The sequence below is a fragment of the Azospirillum sp. A1-3 genome (assembly GCF_023806445.1).
In the GTDB taxonomy this organism is placed as follows: domain Bacteria; phylum Pseudomonadota; class Alphaproteobacteria; order Azospirillales; family Azospirillaceae; genus Azospirillum.
In genome coordinates this window covers 181,929-206,849 of record NZ_JAMSLU010000008.1, presented here as the reverse complement: position 1 = coordinate 206,849, position 24,921 = coordinate 181,929, and the positions used below count along the sequence as shown (strand labels likewise).

General features: G+C 67.3%; 18 protein-coding genes. 11 read left to right on the top strand and 7 right to left on the bottom strand.

Annotated features, from left to right (window positions below):
* Positions 1-3 precede the first annotated feature (3 nt).
* The 3 genes from uvrC to M5E06_RS33945 all read right to left on the bottom strand — a co-directional run bounded on the left by uvrC (position 4) and on the right by M5E06_RS33945 (position 4,029).
* A complete protein-coding gene (gene uvrC, locus M5E06_RS33955) occupies positions 4-1,878 on the bottom strand; it encodes an excinuclease ABC subunit UvrC (protein ID WP_252142029.1) in 1,875 nt (624 codons plus the stop codon).
* Positions 1,879-2,003: 125 nt separating this feature from the next.
* Positions 2,004-3,059 carry a GMP reductase gene (locus M5E06_RS33950; RefSeq protein WP_252142028.1) on the bottom strand — a complete coding sequence of 352 codons (1,056 nt, stop codon included), beginning with the start codon at positions 3,057-3,059 and terminating at the stop codon, positions 2,004-2,006.
* Between the two features lie 154 nt (positions 3,060-3,213).
* Positions 3,214-4,029 (bottom strand): DeoR family transcriptional regulator, encoded by an 816-nt coding sequence (locus tag M5E06_RS33945; RefSeq protein WP_286209131.1) that lies wholly within the window; start codon positions 4,027-4,029, stop codon positions 3,214-3,216.
* 354 nt (positions 4,030-4,383) lie between these two features.
* Between M5E06_RS33945 and M5E06_RS33940 the strand changes: the two genes are divergently transcribed.
* The 10 genes from M5E06_RS33940 (at position 4,384) to M5E06_RS33895 (ending at position 17,383) form a co-directional block, all read left to right on the top strand.
* Positions 4,384-6,549 (top strand): methyl-accepting chemotaxis protein, encoded by a 2,166-nt coding sequence (locus tag M5E06_RS33940; RefSeq protein ID WP_252142027.1) that lies wholly within the window; start codon positions 4,384-4,386, stop codon positions 6,547-6,549.
* Between the two features lie 187 nt (positions 6,550-6,736).
* Complete coding sequence (gene glpD, locus M5E06_RS33935) at positions 6,737-8,374, top strand: glycerol-3-phosphate dehydrogenase (RefSeq protein WP_252142026.1); 1,638 nt, start codon at positions 6,737-6,739, stop codon at positions 8,372-8,374.
* Positions 8,371-9,474, top strand: coding sequence for an ABC transporter ATP-binding protein (locus tag M5E06_RS33930; protein ID WP_109151919.1), 1,104 nt, complete (start codon positions 8,371-8,373; stop codon positions 9,472-9,474). The genes glpD and M5E06_RS33930 overlap by 4 nt, the downstream gene beginning before the upstream one ends.
* Before the next feature lie 14 nt (positions 9,475-9,488).
* On the top strand, positions 9,489-10,580 hold the full coding sequence (locus tag M5E06_RS33925) for an ABC transporter ATP-binding protein (RefSeq protein WP_252142025.1): 1,092 nt from the start codon (positions 9,489-9,491) through the stop codon (positions 10,578-10,580).
* Positions 10,573-11,448, top strand: coding sequence for a carbohydrate ABC transporter permease (locus M5E06_RS33920; RefSeq protein WP_109073443.1), 876 nt, complete (start codon positions 10,573-10,575; stop codon positions 11,446-11,448). Before M5E06_RS33925 ends, M5E06_RS33920 begins: the two co-directional genes overlap by 8 nt.
* Positions 11,445-12,314, top strand: a complete 870-nt coding sequence (locus tag M5E06_RS33915) for a carbohydrate ABC transporter permease (RefSeq protein WP_199232042.1) — start codon at positions 11,445-11,447, stop codon at positions 12,312-12,314. The genes M5E06_RS33920 and M5E06_RS33915 overlap by 4 nt, the downstream gene beginning before the upstream one ends.
* 13 nt (positions 12,315-12,327) lie before the next feature.
* The gene (locus tag M5E06_RS33910) at positions 12,328-12,606 is read left to right on the top strand and encodes a DUF2160 domain-containing protein (RefSeq protein ID WP_244560968.1); all 279 of its coding nucleotides are present in this window, start codon (positions 12,328-12,330) and stop codon (positions 12,604-12,606) included.
* A 134-nt stretch (positions 12,607-12,740) separates the two neighbouring features.
* The gene (locus tag M5E06_RS33905) at positions 12,741-14,504 is read left to right on the top strand and encodes an ABC transporter substrate-binding protein (protein ID WP_109151917.1); all 1,764 of its coding nucleotides are present in this window, start codon (positions 12,741-12,743) and stop codon (positions 14,502-14,504) included.
* A gap of 279 nt (positions 14,505-14,783) precedes the next feature.
* A complete protein-coding gene (glpK, locus tag M5E06_RS33900; protein ID WP_252142024.1) occupies positions 14,784-16,277 on the top strand; it encodes a glycerol kinase GlpK in 1,494 nt (497 codons plus the stop codon).
* A 590-nt stretch (positions 16,278-16,867) separates the two neighbouring features.
* Entirely contained in the window at positions 16,868-17,383 is a 516-nt protein-coding gene (locus tag M5E06_RS33895) for a DNA-binding protein (protein WP_252142023.1), read from the top strand.
* Positions 17,384-17,425: 42 nt separating this feature from the next.
* Here M5E06_RS33895 and M5E06_RS33890 read toward each other — a convergent pair whose 3' ends face one another.
* The gene (locus tag M5E06_RS33890) at positions 17,426-19,051 is read right to left on the bottom strand and encodes a 3-(methylthio)propionyl-CoA ligase (RefSeq protein WP_286209130.1); all 1,626 of its coding nucleotides are present in this window, start codon (positions 19,049-19,051) and stop codon (positions 17,426-17,428) included.
* 4 nt (positions 19,052-19,055) lie between these two features.
* On the bottom strand, positions 19,056-19,511 hold the full coding sequence (locus M5E06_RS33885; RefSeq protein ID WP_252142022.1) for a MerR family transcriptional regulator: 456 nt from the start codon (positions 19,509-19,511) through the stop codon (positions 19,056-19,058).
* A 205-nt stretch (positions 19,512-19,716) separates the two neighbouring features.
* Between M5E06_RS33885 and M5E06_RS33880 the strand changes: the two genes are divergently transcribed.
* Positions 19,717-21,417, top strand: a complete 1,701-nt coding sequence (locus M5E06_RS33880; protein WP_252142021.1) for a glycosyltransferase family 39 protein — start codon at positions 19,717-19,719, stop codon at positions 21,415-21,417.
* A 10-nt stretch (positions 21,418-21,427) separates the two neighbouring features.
* Here the strand turns inward: M5E06_RS33880 and M5E06_RS33875 are convergent, their stop codons facing one another.
* The gene (locus tag M5E06_RS33875) at positions 21,428-22,810 is read right to left on the bottom strand and encodes a sigma-54-dependent transcriptional regulator (protein ID WP_252142020.1); all 1,383 of its coding nucleotides are present in this window, start codon (positions 22,808-22,810) and stop codon (positions 21,428-21,430) included.
* Positions 22,811-22,817: 7 nt separating this feature from the next.
* Positions 22,818-24,638 (bottom strand): sensor histidine kinase, encoded by a 1,821-nt coding sequence (locus M5E06_RS33870; RefSeq protein WP_252142019.1) that lies wholly within the window; start codon positions 24,636-24,638, stop codon positions 22,818-22,820.
* Positions 24,639-24,921 lie beyond the last annotated feature (283 nt).

Sequence of the window (24,921 nt, the reverse complement as noted above, 5' to 3'; positions counted from 1 at the left end):
CCTCTATCCGTGGAAGTGTTCGTAGAGCTTCCGTGCAATGGTTTCGCTGATGCCGGGGGCGGCCTCCAGGTCCTTCAGGCCGGCGGAGGCGACGGCGGTGGCGCTGCCGAAATGGTGGAGCAGCGCCTTCTTGCGGGCGGGGCCGATGCCGGGAATGCCGTCGATGCGGGTGTGCGACATCGCCTTCATGCGGCGGGCGCGGTGGCTGTCGATGGCGGTGCGGTGGGCCTCGTCGCGCAGCCTTTGCAGGAAATGCAGCACGGGATCGTTGGGCTCCAGCGTCAGCGGCGGCTGGCCGGGGCGGAAGAAGCGCTCGCGCCCGGCGTTGCGGTCGGGACCCTTGGCGATGGCGACCAGCGGTATGTCGGTGATCTGCAGCATCGCCAGTTCGTCCTTCACCGCGTTCAACTGCCCCAGACCACCGTCGATCAGGACGAGGTCGGGCCATTGTCCGGAATCGCGGCCGGCCTCGCTGCTGCGGTGGAAGCGGCGGGTGAAGGTCTCGCGCAGCATGGCGTAATCGTCGCCGGCGGCCTCCGGATCGCGGATGTAGAAGCGGCGGTAGGCGTTGCGCTGGAACCCCTCCGGCCCGGCCACCACCATGGCGCCGACCGGGAAGGACCCCTGGATGTGCGAGGTGTCGTAGATCTCGATGCGACGTGGCGCGGCCGGCAGGCCGAAGACGCGCGCCACCCCCTCCAGCAGCGTCGCCTGGGTCGAGCGCTCGGCAAGACGGCGGCCGAGAGCGTCGCGGGCGTTGGTCTGCGCGTGTTCGACGGCGCGGCGCTTCGGGCCGCGCTTGGGGCATTCGATGGCGACGCGGTGACCGGCGGACAGGCTCAGCGCTTCCTCCAGCAGGTCCGGTGACTCGACCGGGTCGCTCAGCAGCAGCAGGGCCGGCGGCGGGGTGTCGGCATAGAGCTGGGCGGCGAAGGCGGCGAGGATGTCACCCGGTTCCTCCTCCGCGTCGATGCGGGGGAAGAAGGCGCGGGTGCCCTGGTTGCGGCCGCCGCGGAAGAAGAAGGCCTGGACACAGGCCGCACCGCCCTCGCGGTGCAGGGCCAGCACGTCGGCGTCGCCCAGCGTGTCTTCCAGATTGATGTCCTGGCGGCTCTGAAGGGCGGTCAGCGCGCGGATGCGGTCACGCCAGCGGGCGGCGTCCTCGTACTCCAGCCGGTCGGAGCTGTCGAGCATGTGGCGGGCGAATTCCGCCTGCACCTCCGCGCTGCGGCCGGACAGCACGTCGCGCACACCCTGGACCTGATCGGCATATTCCTCCTCGCTGACGCGGCCGACGCAGGGGGCCGAGCAGCGCTTGATCTGGTGTTGCAGGCAGGGACGGGTGCGCGAGGCGAACACGCCGTCGTCGCAACTGCGCAGCAGGAAGGCGCGTTGCAGGGCGGCGATGGTCATGCCGACCAGATGCGGCGAGGCGTAGGGGCCGAACAGGTCGGAATCCCTGCGGTTGCCCTTGCCGGAGGTGCCGCGCCGCTCAGCACTGCCGCGATGCTGCATCAGGCGGGGGAAGTCGTGACCCTTGCCGATGACAATATAGGAGAAGGAGCGGTCGTCCTTCACCAGGATGTTGAATGGCGGCAGCAGGCTGCGGATAAGGTTCGCTTCCAGCAGAAGCGCCTCGGCCTCGGTGTGGGTGGTGACGAACTCCATGGAGCGGGTCAGCGACACCATCCGCCGGGTCCGGTTGGGCAGCCCGTCGGTCCGGGTGTAGCTCGCCACCCGGCGCTTCAGGTTCTTCGCCTTGCCGACATAAAGGACCGACCCGTCGGCCGCCAGCATCCGATAGACGCCGGGCGTGTCCGGCAGGGTCGGCAATTGGGCGCGGATGACGTCCGCTCCGCTGCCGGGCACCCCGTCCATAAGCTCTCTCGTTCCCGCAAAGCTCCGATTCGCCGCTTACCCAAGCAGTAGAACGGAACGGGTCCAAGAGACAAGAATCGGACGGGGTGGGGCGGCAGGGATCTGCCATGCGGCGCCGGAGTGGATCAGCCCCCGAACACGGTGTTCAGCTGGGCGCCGACGCGGACGAAGGTGGTGCGTTTCGGCACCTCCTTCAGCTTTGTGGCGCCGATGTAGGTCATCATGCTGCGCACGCCGCCCATGATCTCCTGCATCGTGTTCTCCACCGGGCCGCGATAGGGGATCTCTACCGTCTTGCCTTCCGAGGCACGGTAGGAGGCCACCCCGCCGGAGTATTTGTGCATCGCGGTGTCCGACGACATGCCGTAGAAGGTCATGGCCACCGGCACGCGGTCACCGTCACGGTCCTCGTAGCGGATCTCGCCCTCGCACTCGTCATGGCCGGCCAGCATGCCGCCGAGCATGACGAAGTCGGCGCCGGCGCCATAGGCCTTGGAGATGTCGCCCGGAACGGTGCAGCCGCCGTCGCCGCAGACCTGACCCTTCAGCCCGTGGGCGGCGTCGGCGCATTCGATGATGGCCGACAGCTGGGGATAGCCAACACCGGTCATCTTGCGGGTGGTGCAGACCGACCCCGGACCGATGCCGACCTTGACGATGTCGGCGCCGGCCAGCAGCAGAGCCTCCGTCATGTCGCCGGTGACGACGTTGCCGGCCATGATGACGGTTTCCGGGTTCTCCTCGCGCAGGCGGGCGATCACCTCGACGAAGCGCTCGGTATAGCCGTTGGCGACGTCCAGGCAGATCTTGCCCACCGGCGCCTTGGCCTTCACCGCCTGGAACTTGTCATGGTCGGCGTCGGCGATGCCCATCGAATAGAAGACGTTCGACTGGACGGCGGATTCCGCCTCAGCCTGGAAGAAGGCGACCAGCTCTTCCGCCTTGTAATGCTTGTGCAGTGCGGTCATGGCGCCGAAGCGCGACAGCGCGCGGGCCATGCCCATGCTGCCGGTGACATCCATGTTGGCGGCGATCAGCGGGAAGCCGGTCCAGTCGCGCTGGGTGTGCAGGAAGGTGAAGGTCCGGTTGACGTCCACGTCGTTGCGGCTCTGCAGCGTGCTGCGTTTCGGCCGGATCAGCACATCCTTGAAGTCGAGCTTGAGGTCGCTTTCGATGATCACCACACACCTGCTGATATCTGTTTGCCGGGCCAACCGCTTTCATAAGGCCCAACATCACAGAGTGGAGGCGATGCCCCGCTTCGGCAAGCGACATCGGGGCCGCGGGTGGGGGTGCCGCGTTTGAATCAGTTTCGCAGAAACGGGGGGTATCCCCTTACTCCTCCGTATCCTCGCCGTCGCCATTCGCCGGCTCGCTTCCGTCGGCGACGTGGACCTGGCAGTCGGCGTTGCCCAGCACCTCCATCAACTCCGGCGGCGGCAGGCGGTCGGTGAAGAGGGCGTCGAGCACGCTGACGTCGGCCATGCGGATCATGGCGTTGCGGCCGAACTTGGTGTGGTCGGTGACCAGGAAGACCCGGCGCGAGCTTTCGATGATGGCGCGGGCGACGCGGACCTCCTGCTCGTCGTAATCCAGCAGGTCGCCTTCGGCGTCGATGCCGCTGATGCCGATGATGCCGATGTCGACCTTGTAGCGGCGGATGAACTCCACCGTGGCTTCGCCGATGATGCCGCCGTCGCGCTCGCGCACGAGGCCGCCGGCGATGGAGAGCGCGAAGTTGGTGTTCTTGTGCAGGATGGTGGCGACGTTCAGGTTGTTGGTCAGCACCCGCAGCCGCTTGTGGCCGAGCAGGGCCTGGGCCACCGCCTCGGTCGTCGTGCCGATGTTGAGGAACAGCGAGGCGTCCTCCGGCACATGGCGGGCGACCATCTCGGCAATGCGCCGCTTTTCCTCCGCCATCAGGGTCTGGCGGGTGGAATAGGCGATGTTCTCCACGCTGGACGGCACGGTGACGCCGCCGCGGAAGCGCCGCACGGCGGATTGCCCGGCCAGATGTTCGATATCGCGGCGGATGGTCTGCGGCGTGACGTCGAAATGTTCGGCCAGCCATTGGATCTGCACCATGCCCTTGGCATGGACCAGGGCCACGATTTCCTGCTGGCGGCGTTCGGCGTCCAGGCGCGCATCCATCGGGGGGCTGTCTCCGGTCGGCTAGGGGTGGGGCGTCAGTGAATCAGATGCGCGGAATGGGTCAAAGCGAAAAGCGGTGAGTTGCGGCGCCTTCGGTCCAGGCAGGCCGGGCGTTTCGGTCACACGGTGAACCTACGGCCCCGTACGGCAAATATGTACGCTGGATATTGTTCGCAACACAAGCATGTTTCTTTACGAAAATGAACGCGCATGCTAAGAGAGGACGCACGCGGTTCCAATATGCGCCCGATCAGGGTTTGCCGCGACTGACGGCCATCGTCGCCATCCTTCAAACTTGTCGTGACTCCAAACTGTCTGGCCTGCTGACGAATAATTAACGTATAGGAGAGGAATATGACGCGACTGACGCCGGAAGGGGAGCGGCGGGGCATTCGGCTCGGCATTCAGGGGCGGCTGTTCCTGGCCTTCGGCGGGGTGGCGATGCTCGCCGCCTTCGCCAGCGTAATGGCCTGGTGGTCGCTGACCGAGACCGGGCGGTCGATGGGCCAGATCGGCCGCAGCAGCGTGCCGGCCATCGTCGGCTCCCTCAATCTGGCGAAGGACAGCACGGCGATCGCCGCCGATGCGCCGGCGGTGGCGGCATCGCGCGACACGGCCGAGTTGACGGAGCGGATGGACGGCCTGACCAAGCGGCTGGTGGGTCTGCGCGACCGCATCGCGGCGATGCGCAACCAGTCGGGAGCGGGCGCCGGAGGAATGGCGGCGGATGCCGACGCGGTCGCCAAGCTGGCGGAGCGCATGGGGGCGGCGCTGGACACGCTGGGCAAACGCACTGCCGAGAGGCTGGACCTGGAGGAGAAGCTCAACACGCTGATGGCCGACGCGGTGATGGCGCACGAGGACTTCACCGATCTGGTGGCGCCGCTGCTGGAGGTGTCGACCCTGTCGGTCAACAATGTGGTGGGCGATCTGGCGGCGGCGCAGACTGTCGATGCCGCCACCGGGCTGGGCCGCCGTCTGGCGCAGGAGGAACTGCCGGTCATCACGCAGCTGATGAACGTACAGGCCAATGGCAACCTCGCCTTCGGCATGATCGCCGCCGCGTCCAGCGTGCCTTACGGGGCGACGCTGAACAACATCCGGTCGAAGTACAATTGGGCGCTGCTGCGCGTCGACAACGCCATCGAGGCTTACCCGAAGGACAGCGCCGACCGGCCGTCGCTGGTCAAGGCGCGTGACGGGCTGGCCGCCTTCGGCAGCGTCTTTCGCCTGCGCGACGATCAGGCGCGCATCATCGCCGACATCGAAAGCGCGCTTGCCGAGACGGTGCGGCTGACCACCGAACTGAACGCTACCATCGACACGGTGGTTGCCCACCAGCAGGAGCGCACCGGGGCCGACGTGACGCGGACCGAAAGCGCGATTGCCGGGGCCGTCGCCGTCCAGGGCGGAGCCGCGGCCGTCGTGGTGCTGTCGAGCCTGCTGATCGCCTGGTTCTATGTCCGCAACCGGCTGACCCGCCGGCTGTTGCGGGTGATCGACGCCATGCGTGCGGTTGCCGCCGGAGACCTGACGGCCGATGCCAGGGTCCGTGGGCGCGACGAGATCGCCGAAATGGCCGGGATCGTCGGCGTCTTCCGCGACAAGAGCGCGGAGATCGCCCGCCTGCAGGAGGAACAGGACGCGATGAAGCAGGCCGCGGATGCCGAGCGGTCGCGCACCATCCAGTCCATCACCGCCAGCATCGAGGCCAGCGTGAAGGAGGCCTCGCGCCACATCGCCGCCGCGTCGGCCGACATGCGCGAGGCGTCGGAGGGGATGTCGGCGACCGCCGAGCAGACCTGCCGCCGCATGACCGACGTGCGCTCCGCCGTCGCCGACACCGCGACGAACGTGCAGACGGTGGCGGCCACCGCCAGCCAGCTTTCGGCTTCGATCGGCGAGATCACCCGGCGGGTCGGCGATTCCAGCCAGATCGCCCGCAGCGCGGTGGAGGAGGCGCGGAGCACCAACGAGTTGATGGGGGCGCTGGCCACCGCGGCACAGAAGATCGGCGACGTGGTCGGCATGATCAACGCCATCGCCGGCCAGACCAACCTGCTGGCGCTGAACGCCACCATCGAGGCGGCACGGGCGGGGGAGGCGGGCCGCGGCTTCGCCGTGGTGGCGGAGGAGGTGCGCAGCCTCGCCGGCCAGACCGCCAAGGCGACGGAGGAGATCGCCCAGCAGGTCCAGGCGGTGCGCAGCACGGCGCAGGGGGCCGTGTCGGCCATCGACGACATCGGCCGCACCATCAGCCGCATCGACGAGATCACCGCCATGGTCGCCGCTGCGGTGGAGGAGCAGTCCGCCGCCACCGACGAGATCGCGCGCAGCATCAACCATGCCTCCGACGCGGTGCAGAGCATCGCCGATACGGTGGTGTCGGTGGACGACGCGGTGAACCGCACCGGCAGTGCCGCCGCCCAGGTGGTGGACGCCACCCGCGCGCTTTCGCAACGCTCCGAAAACCTGAGTGACGACATCGACCGCCTGCTGGGCGGCATCCGCGCGGCGTGAGCGCTTTCGCACAAGGCACGCCGGATCGGCCATATTTCCGATAGGAAAGAGGCGCGATCCGGCGTAGCCTCAAAAACATGGTCCGCTGAACAAACATTTTCCTTTTCAAACGCGAACGAACATTCTATGTTCCGAAACGAAAGCGGCCGGGTTCGCAAGGAACCGGCGCGGTACGGAGAGGAACCCAATGGCAAACGCGAGCCCTGCAGGAACGGACGGCCGGCTCGGTGCAAGCGGACCCGGGGCTGCCGGTTCCGTGGTGGCTGACCTTCTAATCGTCGGCGGCGGCGTGAACGGGGCGGGCATCGCCCGCGATGCGGTCGGGCGCGGGATGTCGGTGGTGCTGTGCGAACAGGGCGACCTTGCGGGCGCCACCTCGTCGGCCAGCACCAAGCTGATCCATGGCGGCCTGCGCTATCTCGAATATTACGAATTCCGTCTGGTGCGCGAAGCCCTGCAGGAGCGCGAGGTTCTGTTGCGCGCGGCTCCGCACATCATCTGGCCGCTGCGTTTCGTTCTGCCCCACGACAGCAGCATGCGTCCGGCCTGGATGGTGCGCATCGGCCTGTTCCTTTACGATCATCTGGGAAAACGCAAGCTGCTGCCGGGCTCGCACGGCGTCGATCTGACCAGCGCCCCGGCGGGAAAGCCGCTGTCGGGCGGCTTCACCAAGGCGTTCGAGTATTCGGACTGCTGGGTGGAGGACAGCCGGCTGGTCGTGCTGAACGCGATGGACGCGCAGGCGCGCGGGGCCGAAATCCTGACCCGCACCCGCTGCGAGAAGGCCGAGCGGCGCGACGGGCTGTGGGAAGCGACGCTGGTCGACGTGACCACGGGCGCCACCCGCACCGTCCGCGCCCGTGCGCTGGTCAATGCCGCCGGCCCCTGGGTGCGCGAGATGATCGCCAAGCGCACCGGCGTCACCGTCGACAAGTCGGTGCGTCTGGTCAAGGGCAGCCACATCGTCGTTCCGAAGATGTTCGAAGGCGAACACGCCTACATCTTCCAGAACGACGACCGCCGCATCGTCTTCGCCATCCCCTACGAGCGCGATTTCACCCTGATCGGCACCACCGACCTCGATTATTCGGGCGATCCCGGCGCGGTGGCGATCAGCCAGGACGAAATCGCCTACATGTGCCGGGCGGTGTCGCGCTATTTCGCCAAGCCGGTGCGCGAGAGCGACGTGGTGTGGACCTACAGCGGCGTCCGGCCGCTGTTCGACGACGCCAGCGGCAACGCCTCGGCCGTCACCCGCGACTATGTGCTGGAGATGGACGAGCCGGCCGGCGAGGCGCCGATGCTGTCGATCTTCGGCGGCAAGATCACCACCTTCCGCCGGCTGGCGGAAGAGGCGACGGAGAAGCTGGGCAAGGCGCTCGGCAAGGGCGGTGCCACCTGGACGGCCGCCTGGACTGCCGACGTGGCGCTTCCCGGCGGCGACATCGCCAACGCCGATTTCGCCGGCTTCCTGGCCGGTCTGAAGCGCAGCCGGCCCTGGCTGCCCGATGCGCTGGCCCTCCGGCTGGCGCGGGCCTACGGCACACGGGTGGAGCGGCTGCTGGGCGACGCCAAAGGGCTGGACGATCTGGGCATCGATTTCGGGGGCGGCGTTTACGAGGCCGAACTCGACTATGCCGCGCGGGAGGAGTTCGCCATGACCGGCGACGACTTCCTGTGGCGGCGTTCCAAACTTGGGCTGCACCTGGACGCTGCGATCCGGGACGCCATCGGCGGCTGGTTCGACCGGCGCCGAGAAGCTACGGCCAACAGGGACACGGGCGGTGACACCGCCGGCCTGCGGTCGATGGGAGGAATGCGGTGACACTCACACTGGAAGGCGTGGCCAAGCGCGTCGGCGCCGAGCAGCATCTCCACCCGCTGTCGCTGGAGCTGCAAGCCGGCAGCTTCAACGTCCTGCTGGGGCGGACGCTGGCCGGCAAGACGACGCTGATGCGGCTGATGGCCGGGCTGGACAAGCCGACCGCCGGGCGCGTGCTGGAAAACGGCAAGGACGTCACCGGCACGTCGGTGCGCCATCGCGACGTGGCGATGGTCTACCAGCAGTTCATCAACTACCCGGCGATGACGGTCTACGAGAACATCGCCTCGCCGCTGCGCCGCCAGGGCAAGGACAAGGCGGAGATCGACGCCAAGGTGCGGCGGACCGCCGCCATGCTGCGGATCGAGCCCTATCTGGAGCGTCTGCCGGCCGAACTGTCGGGCGGGCAGCAGCAGCGCTGCGCCATCGCGCGGGCTTTGGTGAAGGGCGCCGGCCTGCTTCTGCTCGACGAGCCGCTGGTCAACCTCGACTACAAGCTGCGCGAGGAGCTGCGCGCCGAATTGCGCGACATCTTTGCGGATGGCAAGACCACGGTGGTCTACGCCACCACCGAACCGCAGGAGGCGCTGATCCTGGGCGGCAACGTCACGGTGCTGCATGAGGGGCGGATGCTGCAGACCGGGGCGACCGGCGACGTGTTCCACACGCCCGCCTCGCTGGAATGCGCGCAGGTGTTCAGCGATCCGCCGATGAACGTGATGGACGCGATCCTGACCAACGACCGCGTCGCCCTGTCCGACGGCACCAGCCTGCCGCTGTCCGCCCATGACCGCAACCTGCCGGCCGGCCCTTGCAAGGTCGGCATCCGCGCCAACCACCTGACGGTGCTGCGGCGGAGCGAGCGGCTGGTGCCGATCAAGGGCCGGGTTGCCCTGTCGGAGATCAGCGGGTCGGAGACCTTCGTCCATCTGCGCCACGGCGACACCACGCTGATCGCGCGGGAGGAGGGGGTGCACAGCCATCCCATCGGCAGCGACATCCAGGTCTATGCCGATCCCGACCGCATCTTCGTCTTCTCCACCGCCGGGCAGCTGGTGGCGGCACCCAACTGGCGGCGCGGCGCGCTGCGCAACATCGCTTAAAGGGGGCGGGAGCGATGGCGACCATCCAATTCGACAATCTCGGCCACTCCTATCACCCGCACCCGACCAAGCCGGAGGATTACGCGCTCCGCCGCCTGTCGCAGGAGTGGGAGGACGGCAAGGCCTATGCGCTGCTGGGCCCGTCGGGCTGCGGCAAGTCCACGCTGCTGAACATCATCTCCGGCCTGCTGGTGCCCAGCGAGGGACGGGTGCTGTTCGACGGGCTGGACGTGACCCGCTGCACGCCCGAGGAGCGCAACATCGCCCAGGTGTTCCAGTTCCCGGTGATCTACGACACCATGACGGTGTACGAGAATCTCGCCTTCCCGCTGCGCAACCGCAAGGTTCCGGCCGCCGACGTCGACCGCCGGGTGCGGCAGGTGGCCGAGGCGCTGGACCTGACCGACGATCTGAAGAAGCGCGCCCAGCGGCTGACGCCGGACGCCAAGCAGAAGATCTCGATGGGCCGGGGCCTCGTGCGCTCGGACGTGGCGGCCATCCTGTTCGACGAGCCGCTGACCGTCATCGACCCGCACACCAAGTGGATCCTGCGCCGCAAGCTGCGCCAGATCCATGAGGAATACCGCCTGACCATGATCTACGTGACCCACGACCAGGTGGAGGCGCTGACCTTCGCCGACAAGGTCGCGGTGATGTACGAGGGCGCGATGGTCCAGCTCGGCACCCCGCAGGAGTTGTTCGAGAATCCGGAGCACACCTTCGTCGGCTATTTCATCGGCAGCCCCGGCATCAACCTGATGCCCTGCACGCTGGGCAACGACCATGCGCTGGTCGACGGCATCGCCATTCCGCTGCCCGACCGTGCCGTGCCTGCGGTGGGGGGCAAGTTCGAGCTGGGCATCCGGCCGGAATTCCTGGAGCTGACCCGCAGCGGCAGCGCCGGATCGATCCCGGTGCAGGTCACCGGTGTCGACGATCTCGGCACCTCCAAGCTGGCGACGGTCCGCATGGGCAATCACACGCTGAAGGCGCGCCTGAGCGAGGAGCAGGAGATCCCGGCGCTGGACGCCGCCATCCGTTTCCCCACCCGGTGGACCAAGCTCTACCGCGACAGCCATCTGGTCGGAGGCACAAGCCATGGATAAGGTCCAGGACAACCGGGCTTGGTTCCTCATCATCCCGGTCTTTCTGATCGTCGCCTTCAGCGCGGTGATTCCGCTGATGACGGTGGTCAATTATTCGGTGCAGGAGATCTTCGGCCCCGGCCAGACCTTCTTCGTCGGCACCGAATGGTTCGAGGCGGTGCTGACCGACGACCGGCTGCATGACGCGCTGGTCCGCCAGATCATCTATTCGCTGGCGGTGCTGGCGATCGAGATCCCGCTTGGCATCCTGATCGCTCTCGGCATGCCCGGCGGTCGCAGCGCTAAGACGTCGCTGACGCTGGTGCTGCTGGCCCTGCCGCTGCTGATCCCGTTCAACGTGGTCGGCACCATCTGGCAGATCTTCGGCCGCGGCGACATCGGCCTGCTGGGCGCCACCTTCCGCGCCCTCGGCATCGATTACAACTACACCAACAATTCGGCCCATGCCTGGATGACCGTGCTGGTCATGGATGTCTGGCACTGGACCAGTCTGGTGGCGCTGCTGTGCTATGCCGGGCTGCAGTCGATCCCGCCGGCCTTCTATCAGGCGGCCAAGATCGACGGCGCGTCCAAATGGGCGGTGTTCCGCTACATCCAGCTGCCGAAGATGCGCGGCGTCCTGATCATCGCGGTGCTGCTGCGCTTCATGGACAGCTTCATGATCTACACCGAGCCGTTCGTGCTGACCGGCGGCGGCCCCGGCAACTCCACCACCTTCCTCAGCCAGTATCTGACGCAGATGGCGGTGGGGCAGTTCGACATCGGCAAGGCCGCGGCCTTCTCCATCGTCTACTTCCTGATCGTGCTGCTGTTCAGCTTCATCTTCTACACCGTCATCACCAACTCCGGATCGGGAGAGAAGAAATGAGCAAGGCTGCGGTTCTCGCTCCCGGCTCGCTGGCCGCTCCGGCCAATGTCCGCCGGTCCTCCGCCAGGGTGTCGAACAGGACAATCGTTCTCGTCTGCTACATCGTCTTCCTGATGTTGCCCATCTATTGGATGGTCAACATGTCCTTCAAGACGAACGAGGAGATCCTGTCCGGCCTGACGCTGTTCCCGCGCAATCCGACGCTGCAGAACTACGTCACCATCTTCACCGATCCCAGCTGGTACAGCGGCTACATCAACTCGATCTACTACGTCACGCTGAACACGGTCATCTCGCTGACGGTGGCGCTGCCGGCGGCCTACGCCTTCTCGCGCTACCGCTTCATCGGCGACAAGCATGTGTTCTTCTGGCTGCTGACCAACCGGATGGCGCCGCCGGCCGTCTTCCTGCTGCCCTTCTTCCAGCTGTACCAGACGGTCGGCCTGTTCGACACGCATCTGGCCGTGGCGCTCGCCCACTGCCTGTTCAACGTGCCGCTGGCGGTCTGGATCCTGGAAGGCTTCATGTCGGGCGTGCCGCGCGAGATCGACGAGATGGCCTACATCGACGGCTACAGCTTCCCGCGCTTCTTCGGCACGGTGTTCCTGCCGATGATCCGGGCCGGCGTCGGCGTCACCGCCTTCTTCTGCTTCATGTTCAGCTGGGTCGAGCTGCTGCTGGCCCGCACGCTGACCTCGGTCGACGCCAAGCCGATCGCCGCCACCATGACCCGCACCGTCAGCGCGTCGGGCATGGATTGGGGCCTGCTGGCCGCTGCCGGCGTGCTGACCATCCTGCCGGGCGCGCTCGTGATCTGGTTCGTCCGCAACTACATCGCCAAGGGCTTTGCCCTGGGCCGGGTCTAAGGGAGGCCGCGTCATGGATATGGGTTGGATGGCGTGGACCGCGCCGACCGCGATCTTCTTCGTCTGCATCGCCCTGATGCTGGCCGGCATGACGGTGTGGGAGGTGCTGTCGCCGACGGTGGAGGCCAAGGGTTTCCTGCCGATGCGCACCACCCGCGGCGACCGCCTGTTCATCGGCCTGCTCGGCAGCGCCTTCATCCATCTGGGCTGGCTCGCCGCGACCGACGTGTCGCTGTGGGGCGCCTCCGCGGTCTCGCTGCTGTGGGTCGCTTTCGTGATCCGTTTCGGCTGAGGGCGAAGAGACAGGGTTTTCACGGGATCCGTTCCTCCGCGGGGCTGCGGGGATGACGGGAAGAACGGTGGTTTCCGCCGGTAGCTCAACAATCAAACGTCAACCAGACACCAAGTCGACAAGTGGGAGGAAGCATGCTTCAGCACCAGACTCTGCGGCGCCGCCTGACCGGGGCCGTGATGGCCGGCGGCATCGGCGTTCTGCTGGCGATGGCCTCGGCGGCCCCGTCCGCCGCCATGACGCCGGACCAGGAAGCCGTCGCCAAGCGCATCATCGAGGAACTCCAGCCCTCCACGCTCTCCAAGGACGAGCAGATGAAGGAGCTGGAATGGTTCGTGAAGGCGGCCGAGCCGTACAAGGGCATGGAGATCAACGTCGTCTCCGAGACGCTGACGACGCACGAGTTCGAATCGAAGACTCTCGCCAAGCTGTTCAGCGAGCTGACTGGCATCAAGCTGAAGCACGACCTGATCCAGGAAGGCGACGTCATCGAGAAGCTGCAGACGCAGATGCAGTCGGGCCGCAACGTCTATGACGCCTATGTCAACGACAGCGACCTGATCGGCACCCACGTCCGCTATGGCCAGGCGGTCGCGCTCTCTGACTTCATGGCGGGCGAGGGCAAGGACGTCACCCTGCCGACGCTGGACGTCAAGGACTTCATCGGCACCAGCTTCACCACCGGCCCGGACGGCAAGCTCTACCAGCTGCCCGACCAGCAGTTCGCCAACCTCTACTGGTTCCGCGCCGACTGGTTCGCCCGTCCGGACCTGAAGGAGAAGTTCAAGGCCAAGTACGGCTATGATCTCGGCGTGCCGCAGAACTGGTCCGCCTATGAGGACATCGCCGACTTCTTCACCAACGACGTGAAGGAGATCGACGGCACCCGCGTCTATGGCCACATGGATTACGGCAAGAAGGACCCGTCGCTCGGCTGGCGCTTCACCGATGCGTGGCTGTCGATGGCCGGCGCCGGCGACAAGGGCCTGCCGAACGGCAAGCCGGTGGACGAGTGGGGCATCCGCGTCGAGGGCTGCCGCCCGGCCGGCGCCTCGGTCAAGCGCGGCGGCGACACCAACGGTCCGGCCGCCGTCTATTCGCTGACCAAGTACATCGACTGGCTGAAGAAGTACGCGCCGCCGGAAGCCTCGGGCATGACCTTCTCCGAAGCCGGCCCGGTGCCGGCCCAGGGTGCGGTCGCGCAGCAGATCTTCTGGTACACCGCCTTCACCGCCGACATGACCAAGAAGGGCCTGCCGGTCGTCAACGAGGACGGCTCGCCCAAGTGGCGCATGGCCCCCTCGCCGCACGGCCCGTACTGGGAAGAGGGCATGAAGCTCGGCTACCAGGACGTCGGTTCCTGGACGCTGCTGAAGTCCACCCCGCTGGAACGCCGCAAGGCCGCCTGGCTCTATGCCCAGTTCACCGTGTCGAAGACCGCGTCGCTGAAGAAGACGCTGGTCGGCCTGACGCCGATCCGCGAAAGCGACATCCAGTCCGAGGCGATGACCAAGGTTGCGCCGCAGCTGGGCGGTCTGGTCGAGTTCTACCGCAGCCCGGCCCGCGTCGCCTGGACGCCGACCGGCACCAACGTGCCGGACTATCCGAAGCTGGCTCCGCTGTGGTGGCAGAACATCGCCGAGGCGGTCACGGGTGAGCGCACCCCGCAGCAGGCGATGGACAATCTGGCCGACCAGATGGAACAGGTCATGGCCCGCATGGAGCGCGCCAAGATCGGTGGCGAGTGCGCCCCGCAGCTGAACAAGCCAGAGGACGCCAAGGTCTGGTTCGACAAGCCGGGCGCGCCGAAGCCGAAGCTGGCCAACGAGAAGCCGAAGGGCGAGACCGTTGCCTATGACGACCTGCTGAAGGCCTGGAAGGAAGGCCGCGCCCGCTGATCCGGGATGCGGTGACGGGTTTACCCTTCCGGCGGGCGTCCTGGTTGCGCCGGAGGTGACCCTGGGGCGGCGGCATGCCGTCGCCCCGATTTTTATTTCCCTGAATATCCCCTCTCCCCCCGGGGAGAGGGTTAGGGTGAGGGGGGTGCGCGGCGTGTCTTTCGATAGTTGAAGCCGCTCCGCATTCCTTGAAAAATCACGTCATGCATCCCCCTCACCCCGACCCTCTCCCCGGGGGGGAGAGGGAGGAAGCGCAAGAAATCACGAGGGAACGCTTCCATGACCAAGGCCAGCCATATCCTCGCCATCGACCAGGGCACCACCTCGTCGCGGGCGATCCTGTTCGATGGCAGGGGGACTCCGCTGGCCGAGGCGCGGCGCGAGTTTCCTCAGCACTACCCCGGCGACGGCTGGGTCGAGCATGATCCCGCCGACATCCTGCGCGACATCCGCACCGTGGCGCGCGAGGCGGTGGAGAAGGCCGGGGTCGATGTTGCGTCCATCGCCGCCATCGGCATCACCAACCAGCGTGAGACCGCCGTGGTGTGGGACCGCGCCACCGGCGAGCCGATCCACCGCGCCATCGTCTGGCAGGACCGCCGCACCGCGTCGCTCTGCCACGATCTGGTCGCCGCAGGGAATGCCGAGTTGGTACGCGCCAAGACCGGCCTGCTGATCGACGCCTATTTCTCCGCCACCAAGATCGCCTGGATTCTCGACCATGTGCCGGGCGCCCGCGCGCGGGCCGAACGTGGCGAGCTGTGTTTCGGCACCATCGACAGTTTCCTGATCTATCACCTGACCGGGCGCCGGGTGCATGCGACCGATGCGACCAACGCCTCGCGCACCATGCTGTTCGACATCCATGCCCAGGATTGGGACGACGAGTTGCTGGCGCTGTTCCGCGTGCCGCGCGCCATGCTGCCGCGCGTGCTGGACAGCTCCGGTGATTTCGGCGCCACCGAGCCGGAACTGCTCGGCCAGCCGGTCCCGATCGCCGGAGTGGCGGGCGACCAGCAGGCGGCGGCCTTCGGGCAGGCGTGCCTGACGCCGGGCATGGCGAAATCGACCTACGGCACCGGCTGCTTCGCGCTGATCAACACCGGGGAGACGCCGGTGGTGTCGAAGAACCGGCTGCTGACCACCGTCGCCTACCGGCTGAACGGCAAGACGGCTTACGCTCAGGAAGGCTCGATCTTCGTGGCGGGCGCGGCGATCAAGTGGCTGCGCGACGGCATCGGCATCATCACCCATGCCAGCCAGACCGACGACATGGCGACGCGCGTTCCCGACAGCCACGGCGTCTATTTCGTCCCGGCCTTCGTGGGCTTGGGAGCGCCGCATTGGGATTCGGATGCCCGCGCCGCGATCTTCGGGATGACGCTGGACGTCGGCCCGGCCCACATCGCCCGCGCGGCGCTGGAGGCGGTCGCCTACCAGACCCGCGACCTGATGGAGGCGATGGCCGGCGATTGGGGCGGCACCATCAACGCGCTGCGCATCGACGGTGGCATGGCTGCCAACGACTGGCTCTGCCAGTTCCTGGCCGACCTGTTGAACATGCCGGTCGAACGCCCGAAGGTGATCGAGACCACGGCGCTGGGCGCCGCCTGCCTCGCGGCGCTACGGGTCGGCGTGTTCGACGGGCTGGATTCTGTGTCCGACGCTTGGCGCAGCGAGCGCCGGTTCGAACCGCGCATGGAGCAGGACAGGCGCGACCGCCTTTACGGCGGCTGGCGCGATGCCGTGGCGCGGGTGCGGTCGGAGCGCTGAAGCAGCCTTGATGGCGTGAATTTGCAGAGTTTGTGGCGCAGACGAACAAGTCTCCTTCTTCGTCGGCCGGTAGATTGACCTTGGTTGCGCGCTCCTCCCTCGGGTGCGTCGTCCTCGCCACTCCCGCGAGGACACTGGGCCGGACGGTTCATGCCGTCCGGCCCGTTTTCATTTTTTCGGCATTACCGCGCTGCCATCCACTTGCATGATGGTCGCTGCCATGAAATGAGAGAATAGGGGCGGTATATAAACAACCGGGTTGTCTGTTGACAACTATGCGGCCTGCCCCATAATCATGTGCTGGAGACGGGCGTGCCGCGAAACAGGCATCCGAAGAAGGAGATCGAGGAGGCCGTCGTCTATGCGGAGCACCGGGGCTGGACGTGACAGAAGGGCCATGGACACTGCTGGGGCCTGCTTCGCTGCCCGGAAAACGAGTCCGACTGCCGGTGCGGGGAGTTCTGCCAGATCTCGATCTGGAGTACACCGCGGGTGCCGGAGAACGAGGCGCGCAAGATTCGCCGGGCGGTCGATGGCTGTGTCTATGCGGGGCGCCCGAAAGCAGGCAAGCCCTAGGGAGTGGGTGCGAGATGTGGGAGTTCGTCCTGAAATTCCGCCTGCCGCCCGGCCGGGAAGAGCCAACGGCGTGGTTGGACGCCCTGTTCGAAGCCGGCTGCGATGACGCTACCATCGGCGTGGGGCGACGTGGGTCCATCGCGCTGGATTTTTCGCGAGAGGCGGCCACCGCCGACATGGCGGTCCGTTCCGCCGTCGCCGACGTGCTGACGGCGATTCCCGGTGCGCAGTTGACCGAGATCGCGCCCGATCTGGTCAACCTCGCCGATCTGGCGGAGATCGTCGGCTGTTCGCGCCAGAACATCCGGAAATATGCCGCGGGCGAGATCAGGACGGTGGCGGCCGCTTTCCCCGATCCGGTCTATACCGGCAATCCCAGCCTGTGGCGTCTAGCCGAGGTGCTGGTCTGGTTCAACCGCAACACCGACCTCCACCCCGATCCAAGGTCGGTCGAGCTTGCGCGCATCGCATCGGAAATCGGCGCCGACATCCAGCGGCGGCGGCTTGCCGAATTGATCGCTGCCGAATGAACGCGGCGGGGACGGAAGAAGACCGCCCCCGGCCTTGTTCGGTCACACCCTGTCCGGGCTGGTCAGTATGTGGCGGATCTCGCTCTTCAGCAGCTTGCCGGTTGCGGTGTGGGGCAGGCTGTCGACGAAGCGGACGTCGTCGGGGATGCACCACTTCGCGACCTTGCCGTCGAAGACCGCCAGCAATTCCTCGCGGGTGAGGGTGGAGTCCGGCTTGCGGACGACGACCAGCACCGGGCGCTCGCCCCACTTCTCGTCGGGAACCGCGACGGCGGCGGCTTCCTGGACGCCGGGATGGCCGACGGCGATGTTCTCCAGGTCGATGGAGCTGATCCATTCACCGCCGGACTTGATGACGTCCTTGGTGCGATCGACGATCTGGACATAGCCGTCGGCATCCATCGTCACCACGTCGCCGGTCTCGAACCAGCCCGGCACCGTCTGATGGGCGGGGCTTTCGGTCACGCCGAAATAGCCGGAGCAGACGGTGGGTCCGCGCACCAGCAGCCGGCCGAAGCTGGTGCCGTCGCGGGCCACGTCGTTGCCGGAGCCGTCGACCACGCGGAACTGCACGCCGCAGATCGGCCGCCCTTGCTTGGAGGCGAGCGCCAGCGCCGCGTCGGCATCCATCCCGCGATGCTTGCCCTTCGGCATGTTGGCGAGGCCGAGCGGGCTGGTCTCCGTCATGCCCCAGGCATGCAGAACCTCCACGCCCATCTCCTGAAAGCGCTGGATCATCACCGGCGGACAGGCGGAGCCGCCGATGGCGATGCGGCGCATGGTCGTGAGTTTCTTCTTGTTGGCGTCCAGCCAGTTCAGCAGGGCCAGCCAGACGGTCGGCACGCCGGCGGTGTTGGTGACCTTTTCGCTTTCGAACAGCTCGTACAGGCTGGCGCCGTCCAGCTTGCCGCCGGGGAAGACCAGCTTGGCGCCGACCATCGGCGCGGCATAGGGGACGCCCCAGGCATTGACGTGGAACATCGGCACCACCGGCAGCACCACGTCCGACGCCGACAGGCCGAACACGTCCGGCATGCAGGCGGCCATGGCATGCAGGTAGGAGGAGCGGTGGCTGTACAGCACGCCCTTCGGATTGCCGGTGGTGCCGGAGGTGTAGCACATGCCGCAGGCGGTGTTCTCGTCCAACTCCGGCCACTCGAAGCTGTCCGGCTGTTCGGCCAGCAGATCCTCGTAGCACAGCAGGTTGGGCAGGCTGGAGGCCGGCATGTTGGCCCGGTCGGTCATCACGACGATGCCCTTCAGCCCGGTCAGTTCGTGGGCGATGCCCTCCAGCAGCGGCACGAAGGTCAGGTCGGTGAACAGCAGCCGGTCTTCGGCGTGGTTGACGATGTAGGCGATCTGTTCCGGGAACAGGCGCGGGTTGATGGTGTGGCAGACCATGCCCGAGCCGCCGATGCCGTAATAGCATTCCAGATGACGGTAACCGTTCCAGGCCAGCGTGCCGATGCGGTCGCCCGGCTGCATCCCCAGCGCCGCCAGCGCATTGGCCAGCTTCTGGGCGCGGACCCAGGCGTCGGCATAGGTATAGCGGTGGATCGGCCCCTCCGTGGTGCGCGACACGATCTCGGTGTCGGCATGGTAGAGCGCCGCGTGACGCAGGATCGACGTCACCAGCAGCGGGCCATTCATCATCATTCCGCGCAGCATCGTTTCACTCCCGGTTCATTTCTCTTCTGTGTGGGCACGGTCTGTCTTGGGTCTTCGTCGGGCAAGTAGGCGTCAGGCAGCAGGCGGCGAGCCGCCGTTCGGCATCGTCCTCCATCGCCTTTAACTCGCCGATCACCTCGGCGATTTCCGACTGCATGCGCTCAAGCTCGATCAGGCGGGCGCGGATCTTGCGCAGGCCGTCGCGGTACTGCCCGGCGCTGGGCCGGCCGGAGCGGTAATGGGCAAGGTATTCGGCGATCTGTTCCAGCGAGAAGCCGACCCGCCGGAATTTCAGAATCAGCATCAGCCGGGCGCGGTCGCGGTAGGTGAACACCCGCCGTCCCCCGGCCCGTTGCGGCGCCAGCAGTCCCTTTTCCTCGTAAAAGCGCAACGCCTGCGGCGTGAGGTCGAACTCCGCCGCCAGCTCCGTCACGCCATACACCCGATCCCGTTCGGCCATGGACAATCCCCTGCACCAAGGATTTCGCCACGGCTGCCAGGGGGAAGTCAACGTCAATGAGCTAAAGCGGACTTTATGTCGCGTCGTGAGGAGCGTCCGCGCATCCACGGTCATGTCAGAGATTTCACATGACAAGCCGCGGCGGCCGGTGCTTTCTGCAGATCGGCCTTGGGGGGCTTGCGGACGCGAAGCGGGGGAGCCGGGCGTGAGGGGGAAGAGCAGCGTTTTGCGCCGGCTGATCGGCGAGCCGTGGGATCTTGCCGCGGCGCTGGGATTGCTGGCTCTGATCGTGCTGGTCGCCGTCACCTTCCGGCAATACGGCATCTCCAATGATGAGGAGGTGCAGCATGTCTATGGCGCTAAGCTGATCGACTGGTACCGCAGCGGCTTCACCGACGCTTCGGCCTTCACCTACAAGAACCTCTATCTCTATGGCGGCCTGTTCGACATGGCTGCGGTGGCGCTGGCCCCGCTGCTGCCCTTCGACCCCTATGAGACGCGGCACCTGCTGTGCGCCCTGATCGGGGTGGCGGGGATCGCGGTGGTCTGGGGCGTGGGGCGCCGGGTCGCCGGGCCGCGGGCCGGGTTCCTGGCCGGGGCGCTGCTGGCGCTGTGCGGACCCTGGTATGGCGGGCTGTTCAACCACACAAAGGACGTGCCCTTCGCCGTGCTGATGATGGCGGCGGTGGCGATGCTGATCCGGCTGGTCGGGCAGATGCCGCGGCCGCGTTGGGGAACGGTGCTGGGATTAGGCGTTGTCGTCGGGCTGGCGCTGGGCATCCGGGTCGGGGCGCTGCTGGTGGCCAGCTATGCTGTGGCGGCGCTGGCGGGGTGGGTGCTGGCGGGCGGAGTTTCCGCCGGACGGCTGCGCGACGCCGGACGGGGGGCCTTGCGGCTGCTGCCGGCGCTGCCGGTCGCCTATGGGCTGATGGCGGTCTTCTGGCCCTGGGCGGTGCTGGAGCCGCTGAACCCGTTGCGGGCGCTGGCCGATTTCTCGCATTTCCATTACCCGATCCGCACCATGCTGGGCGGCACCGAATATTGGATGTACGAGGTGCCGCGCAGCTATCTGGTCTGGTATCTCGGGGTCAAGCTGCCGCTGGTGATGCTGGGAGGGGTGGCGCTGGGGCTGCTGGTGCTGCCGATGATGATGTATCGCGACCGGCTGGCGGATGACGACGGTCGGGTCCGCGCGGTCGGCTGCGGGCTGGTGGCGCTGGCGGCGCTGTTCCCGGTCGCCTGGTTCACCATCACCCATGCCCCCGGCTACACCGCGATCCGCCATTTCCTGTTCGTGCTGCCGCCGCTGGCGGTGCTGGGCGGCATCGGGCTCGACCGGCTGCTCGGTTGGGCCGGGGCCTGGAGGTTCGGCGTGTCGCAGCGGACGGGGCGCGGGCTGTCGGCGGCGGCGTTGGCAGGGGTCGCGCTGGCGCTGGTGCTGGGCCGCGAGGCGACGGTCCTGGAGTCGCTGCATCCGGACGAATATGTCTATTTCAACGAGCTGGTCGGCGGCGTCGCCGGCGCGGTGCGCAAGTACGATGTCGATTACTGGGTCAACAGCCTGCCGGAAGCGGTGGAGGACCTGTCCGAGGTGATCGCGGCGGAAGAGGCGCGCACCCACCATCACAAGACCTACAGCGTCGCCGTCTGCGCCGAGCCGCTGGCCTTCGAAAAGCTGGCACCGGCCAACCTGCATTGGGTTACTGACTGGCACAAGGCGGACTTCTTCATCGCGCCGACGCAGGAGGATTGCGACACGCTAATGACCGGTCCGACGGTGGCGGAGGTCGAACGCGACGGCGCCCTGCTGGCGGTGGTGAAGGATCTGCGCAAGCCGGCGGAGCCGGCGGAAGCAACCGTCGAAATGGCCCGCCTGCGCACCGGCCGCCACCAGCGGCATTGGTAACGGCCGGCCGTTATCCCTTGGGCAGGAAGCGCGCGCGGTCCAGCCCATGGCGGGCCATCTTTTCGTTCAGGGTGCGGCGGGGGATGTCCAGAAGGTCCATCACCGACTTGATGTCACCCTTGCAGCGGTCCAGCGCCTGTTCGATCACCCGCTTCTCGAAGGCATCGACCTGATCGGCCAGTGCGCGCGGAGCAACCGCCGCCTCACCGCCGACGGGACGGCGGCGCAGCAGGCCGGCGACGCCGCTGCGCCCGACCGACAGGACATGGCGCTCGGCCAGATTGCGCAGCTCCCGCACATTGCCGGGCCAGTCATGGGCCAGCAGCGCGTCGATGTCGGCCGGCTCCAGCGGGCGCGGCTCGCGGCCATGGCGGGCGGCGAACTCCGCGGTGAAATAGTCGAATAGCAGCGGAATGTCCTCCGCCCGCGCCCGCAGCGGCGGGATGTGCAGCTCCGCCACGTTCAGGCGGTAATAGAGGTCGGCACGGAACCGCCCCTCCTCGCTGAGATCGAGCAGATCGATCTTGGTCGCCGCCACCAGCCGCAGATCGACCGGAACCTGCTTGTTGGAGCCCAGCCGTTCGATGGTGCGCTCCTGCAGGGCGCGCAGCAGCTTAACCTGGATGGCCAGCGGCATGCTCTCGATCTCGTCCAGGAACAGGGTGCCGCCGCTGGAATGCTCCAGCTTGCCGGCGCGGCGCTGGGTGGCGCCGGTGAAGGCGCCGGGTTCATGCCCGAACAGCTCGCTTTCCGCCATGCTGTCGGGGATGGCGCCGCAATTGACGGCGACGAAGGCGCCCTTCGCCCCCCTGGGACCGAAATCATGCAGGCAGCGGGCGACCAGCTCCTTGCCGGTGCCGGTCTCGCCATGGATCAGCACGCTGGCGCTGGTGGCGGCGAGGTCGATCAGGTCGCGCCGCAGTTCGGCAATGGCTGGGGAGGTGCCGATCAGCTTCGATTCGATCCCGCCACCGCCGGCCCGGCGGCGCAGGCCGCGGTTTTCCAGCACCAGCCGCCGCTTCTCCGCCGCACGGCGGATGACGGCGACCAGATGGTCGGGTTCGAAGGGCTTTTCGATGAAGTCGTATGCGCCGCGCCGCATCGCCTCCACTGCCAGCGCCACGTCGCCATGGCCGGTCACCAGGATCACCGGCAGGTCGGCGTCACGCTCCAGCGCCCGCTCCAGCACCGCCATGCCGTCCATCCTCGGCATCCGCACGTCGGTGACCAGCACGCCGGGAAAGTCCGCCGCCAGCAGGTCGAGCGCCGGCTGCGGCGTCTCGAAGCCCTGCGCCGCGAAGCCGGCCAGCTGCAGCCATTGCGTCACCGACACGCGCATCGCCAGCTCGTCGTCGATGAACAGGACGGGGGTGGCGAGCGGATCGGTCTTCATCTGGTCCTCATTGGGCGGTCGGCGATTGGGCTTCCGGCAACTGGACGACGAAACAGGCGCCGCCGTCGGGATTGTTCTCCGCCCGCAGCGTGCCGCCGAAGTCGCGCACGATGCCATAGGACAGCGACAGCCCCAAGCCAAGCCCCTGGCCGACCTCCTTGGTGGTGAAGAAGGGATCGAACAGTTGGAACTGGTGCGCCTCGGCGATGCCGGTGCCGGTGTCGCGGATGCGGATTTCCCAACCCTCGCTATTCCGGTCGGCGGTCAAGGTCAGGCGCCGCTCCTCGCACTCGGCCATGGCGTCGGCGGCGTTGCGCAGAAGGTTGACGAAGACCTGTTCCAGCCGCACCGCGTCGCCGCGCACGCGGGCGTCGGGTGGGATGCTCTGCTCCACCTGCACCTCCTCCTCGCGCAGGCGGGAGGTGAGCAGGGCCAGCGCGCGGTCCATGGCGCGGGCGACCGGCACCGCCTCCACCCGCGCCGGACCCTTGCGGGCGAAGTCCTTGAGATGGCCGGAGAGCACCGCCATCCGCTCCGCCAGATCGCCGATCATGGCGAGGTTGTCGCGGACCATCGCCGTCTCGCCCCGCTCGGCCAGCAGGCGGGTGGAGGCGACGAAGGTGCGGATGGCGGCCAGCGGCTGGTTGATCTCGTGCGCCAGCGCCGCCGACATCTGGCCCAAAGCCGCCAGCTTGCCGGCCTGCACCAGCTCCTCCTGCGCCTCGCGCAGGACGCGGTTGGCGGTCAGCAGTTCGGCCGTGCGCTCCTCCACACGGCGTTCCAGCGTCACGCGCGCCTCATGCTGAAGCCGCAGGGTCTGGCGCCGCTGCCAGCCCAGCGCCAGGGCGGCGGCCAGCAGCAGGATTCCCATCGCTGTCAGCACGGCGGCGCCCGCCGCCTCGGCCTTCACCGGCTCCAGATCGGACAGGAAACGGATGGTCCAGCCGAATTCCGGCAGGGGGAGTTCCTGCATCAGGTAGGCGTGGCGGGCGCCGTGGGAGAGGGGATCGGGCAGACTGAGATCGGGCAGGCTGACTTGGCGCGCGCCGTTTTCCGCCAGCGGGCCGTCGCGCAGGCCGAGCGGGGCCGGGTCGCTGCGGTCATATTGGCGGGTCTGCGCCAGACGGGCCTTTACCACGTCGGGCAGTGGGCGCAGGGCGCGGTATTTCCAGTCGGCGTGGCTGGACAGGAAGACGATGCCATTCTCGTCGGTCACCAGCACCCGCTCGCCACCGGCGGCCCAATCGCGTTGCAGCGGCTCCAGGTCGATCTTGACCACGGCGACGCCGATCAGCGCCTCCCCCCTATGCACGGCGTGCGACAGGAAATAGCCGGGCAGGCCGGTGGTGACGCCGATGCCGAAGTAACGGCCGCTGCCGGACTCCACCGCCTGCCGGAAATAGGGACGGAAGTCATAGGTCTGGCCGACGAAGCTCTGCGCCGGATCGGCCCAGTTGCTTGCCGCCAGCGCGAGGCCCGAACGGTCCACGACATAGAGCGCCGCCGATCCCGCCGCCTCGTTCGCCGTCTCCAGCCGGCGGTTCACCGCGTCGCGCCGCGTCTCCGACGGGGCATCGAGCAGGTCCAGCACCTCATGGTCGCGGGCGACCAGAAAGGGGAGGTAGTCGTAGCGGCCGACCGCGTTGCGGATGCTGCTGGCATAGAGACCCAGCCGCTGGTCGCCGTTCAGGGTCAGGGCCGCCCGCGCCTCCGCCTCCGCCCAGCGATAGGCGCCCCAGCAGGCCAGCGCCGTCACCGCGGCCAGCGCCGCGACGAGGATCGCCAGCCGGCGGTGGCGCAGCGAACGGGGGGAAACGGGGTCGGCCATGGCCTGTCTATGGAACCGCCGGGGCGATGCTGTCCAGCGCCTTTTCCGGCGGCCGGACGGGTTGGTAAAACGGTCAGGGTTCTTGAATGAACGTCCAATCAAAAATATCGAGGAGTCGTGCGAACACAAATCAACCAAGCGGATATGACAAATGAACGGGTCCGCCAGCGGTGACATTGGCGGGATTCTGTTGTTTGCGTCACTTTCATGGCATGCAAAAGGCGGGTATGGTGCGCCGCTGCCGGCTTGGGCTGGACCTTGCGGCACATGCAGGCAACGGGAT

What these genes read in the sequence shown, in the direction of transcription:
- M5E06_RS33945 (WP_286209131.1), bottom strand. Translation starts at nt 4,029, where the DNA reads ATGGATGCGCGCCTGGACGCCGAACGCCGCCAGCAGGAAATCGTGGCC.
- glpK (WP_252142024.1), top strand. Translation starts at nt 14,784, where the DNA reads ATGACCAAGGCCAGCCATATCCTCGCCATCGACCAGGGCACCACCTCG.
- M5E06_RS33890 (WP_286209130.1), bottom strand. Translation starts at nt 19,051, where the DNA reads ATGCTGCGCGGAATGATGATGAATGGCCCGCTGCTGGTGACGTCGATC.
- M5E06_RS33905 (WP_109151917.1), top strand. Translation starts at nt 12,741, where the DNA reads ATGCTTCAGCACCAGACTCTGCGGCGCCGCCTGACCGGGGCCGTGATG.
- M5E06_RS33940 (WP_252142027.1), top strand. Translation starts at nt 4,384, where the DNA reads ATGACGCGACTGACGCCGGAAGGGGAGCGGCGGGGCATTCGGCTCGGC.
- M5E06_RS33875 (WP_252142020.1), bottom strand. Translation starts at nt 22,810, where the DNA reads ATGAAGACCGATCCGCTCGCCACCCCCGTCCTGTTCATCGACGACGAG.
- M5E06_RS33915 (WP_199232042.1), top strand. Translation starts at nt 11,445, where the DNA reads ATGAGCAAGGCTGCGGTTCTCGCTCCCGGCTCGCTGGCCGCTCCGGCC.
- M5E06_RS33925 (WP_252142025.1), top strand. Translation starts at nt 9,489, where the DNA reads ATGGCGACCATCCAATTCGACAATCTCGGCCACTCCTATCACCCGCAC.
- M5E06_RS33910 (WP_244560968.1), top strand. Translation starts at nt 12,328, where the DNA reads ATGGATATGGGTTGGATGGCGTGGACCGCGCCGACCGCGATCTTCTTC.
- M5E06_RS33895 (WP_252142023.1), top strand. Translation starts at nt 16,868, where the DNA reads ATGTGGGAGTTCGTCCTGAAATTCCGCCTGCCGCCCGGCCGGGAAGAG.
- uvrC (WP_252142029.1), bottom strand. Translation starts at nt 1,878, where the DNA reads ATGGACGGGGTGCCCGGCAGCGGAGCGGACGTCATCCGCGCCCAATTG.
- M5E06_RS33920 (WP_109073443.1), top strand. Translation starts at nt 10,573, where the DNA reads ATGGATAAGGTCCAGGACAACCGGGCTTGGTTCCTCATCATCCCGGTC.
- M5E06_RS33885 (WP_252142022.1), bottom strand. Translation starts at nt 19,511, where the DNA reads ATGGCCGAACGGGATCGGGTGTATGGCGTGACGGAGCTGGCGGCGGAG.
- M5E06_RS33870 (WP_252142019.1), bottom strand. Translation starts at nt 24,638, where the DNA reads ATGGCCGACCCCGTTTCCCCCCGTTCGCTGCGCCACCGCCGGCTGGCG.
- glpD (WP_252142026.1), top strand. Translation starts at nt 6,737, where the DNA reads ATGGCAAACGCGAGCCCTGCAGGAACGGACGGCCGGCTCGGTGCAAGC.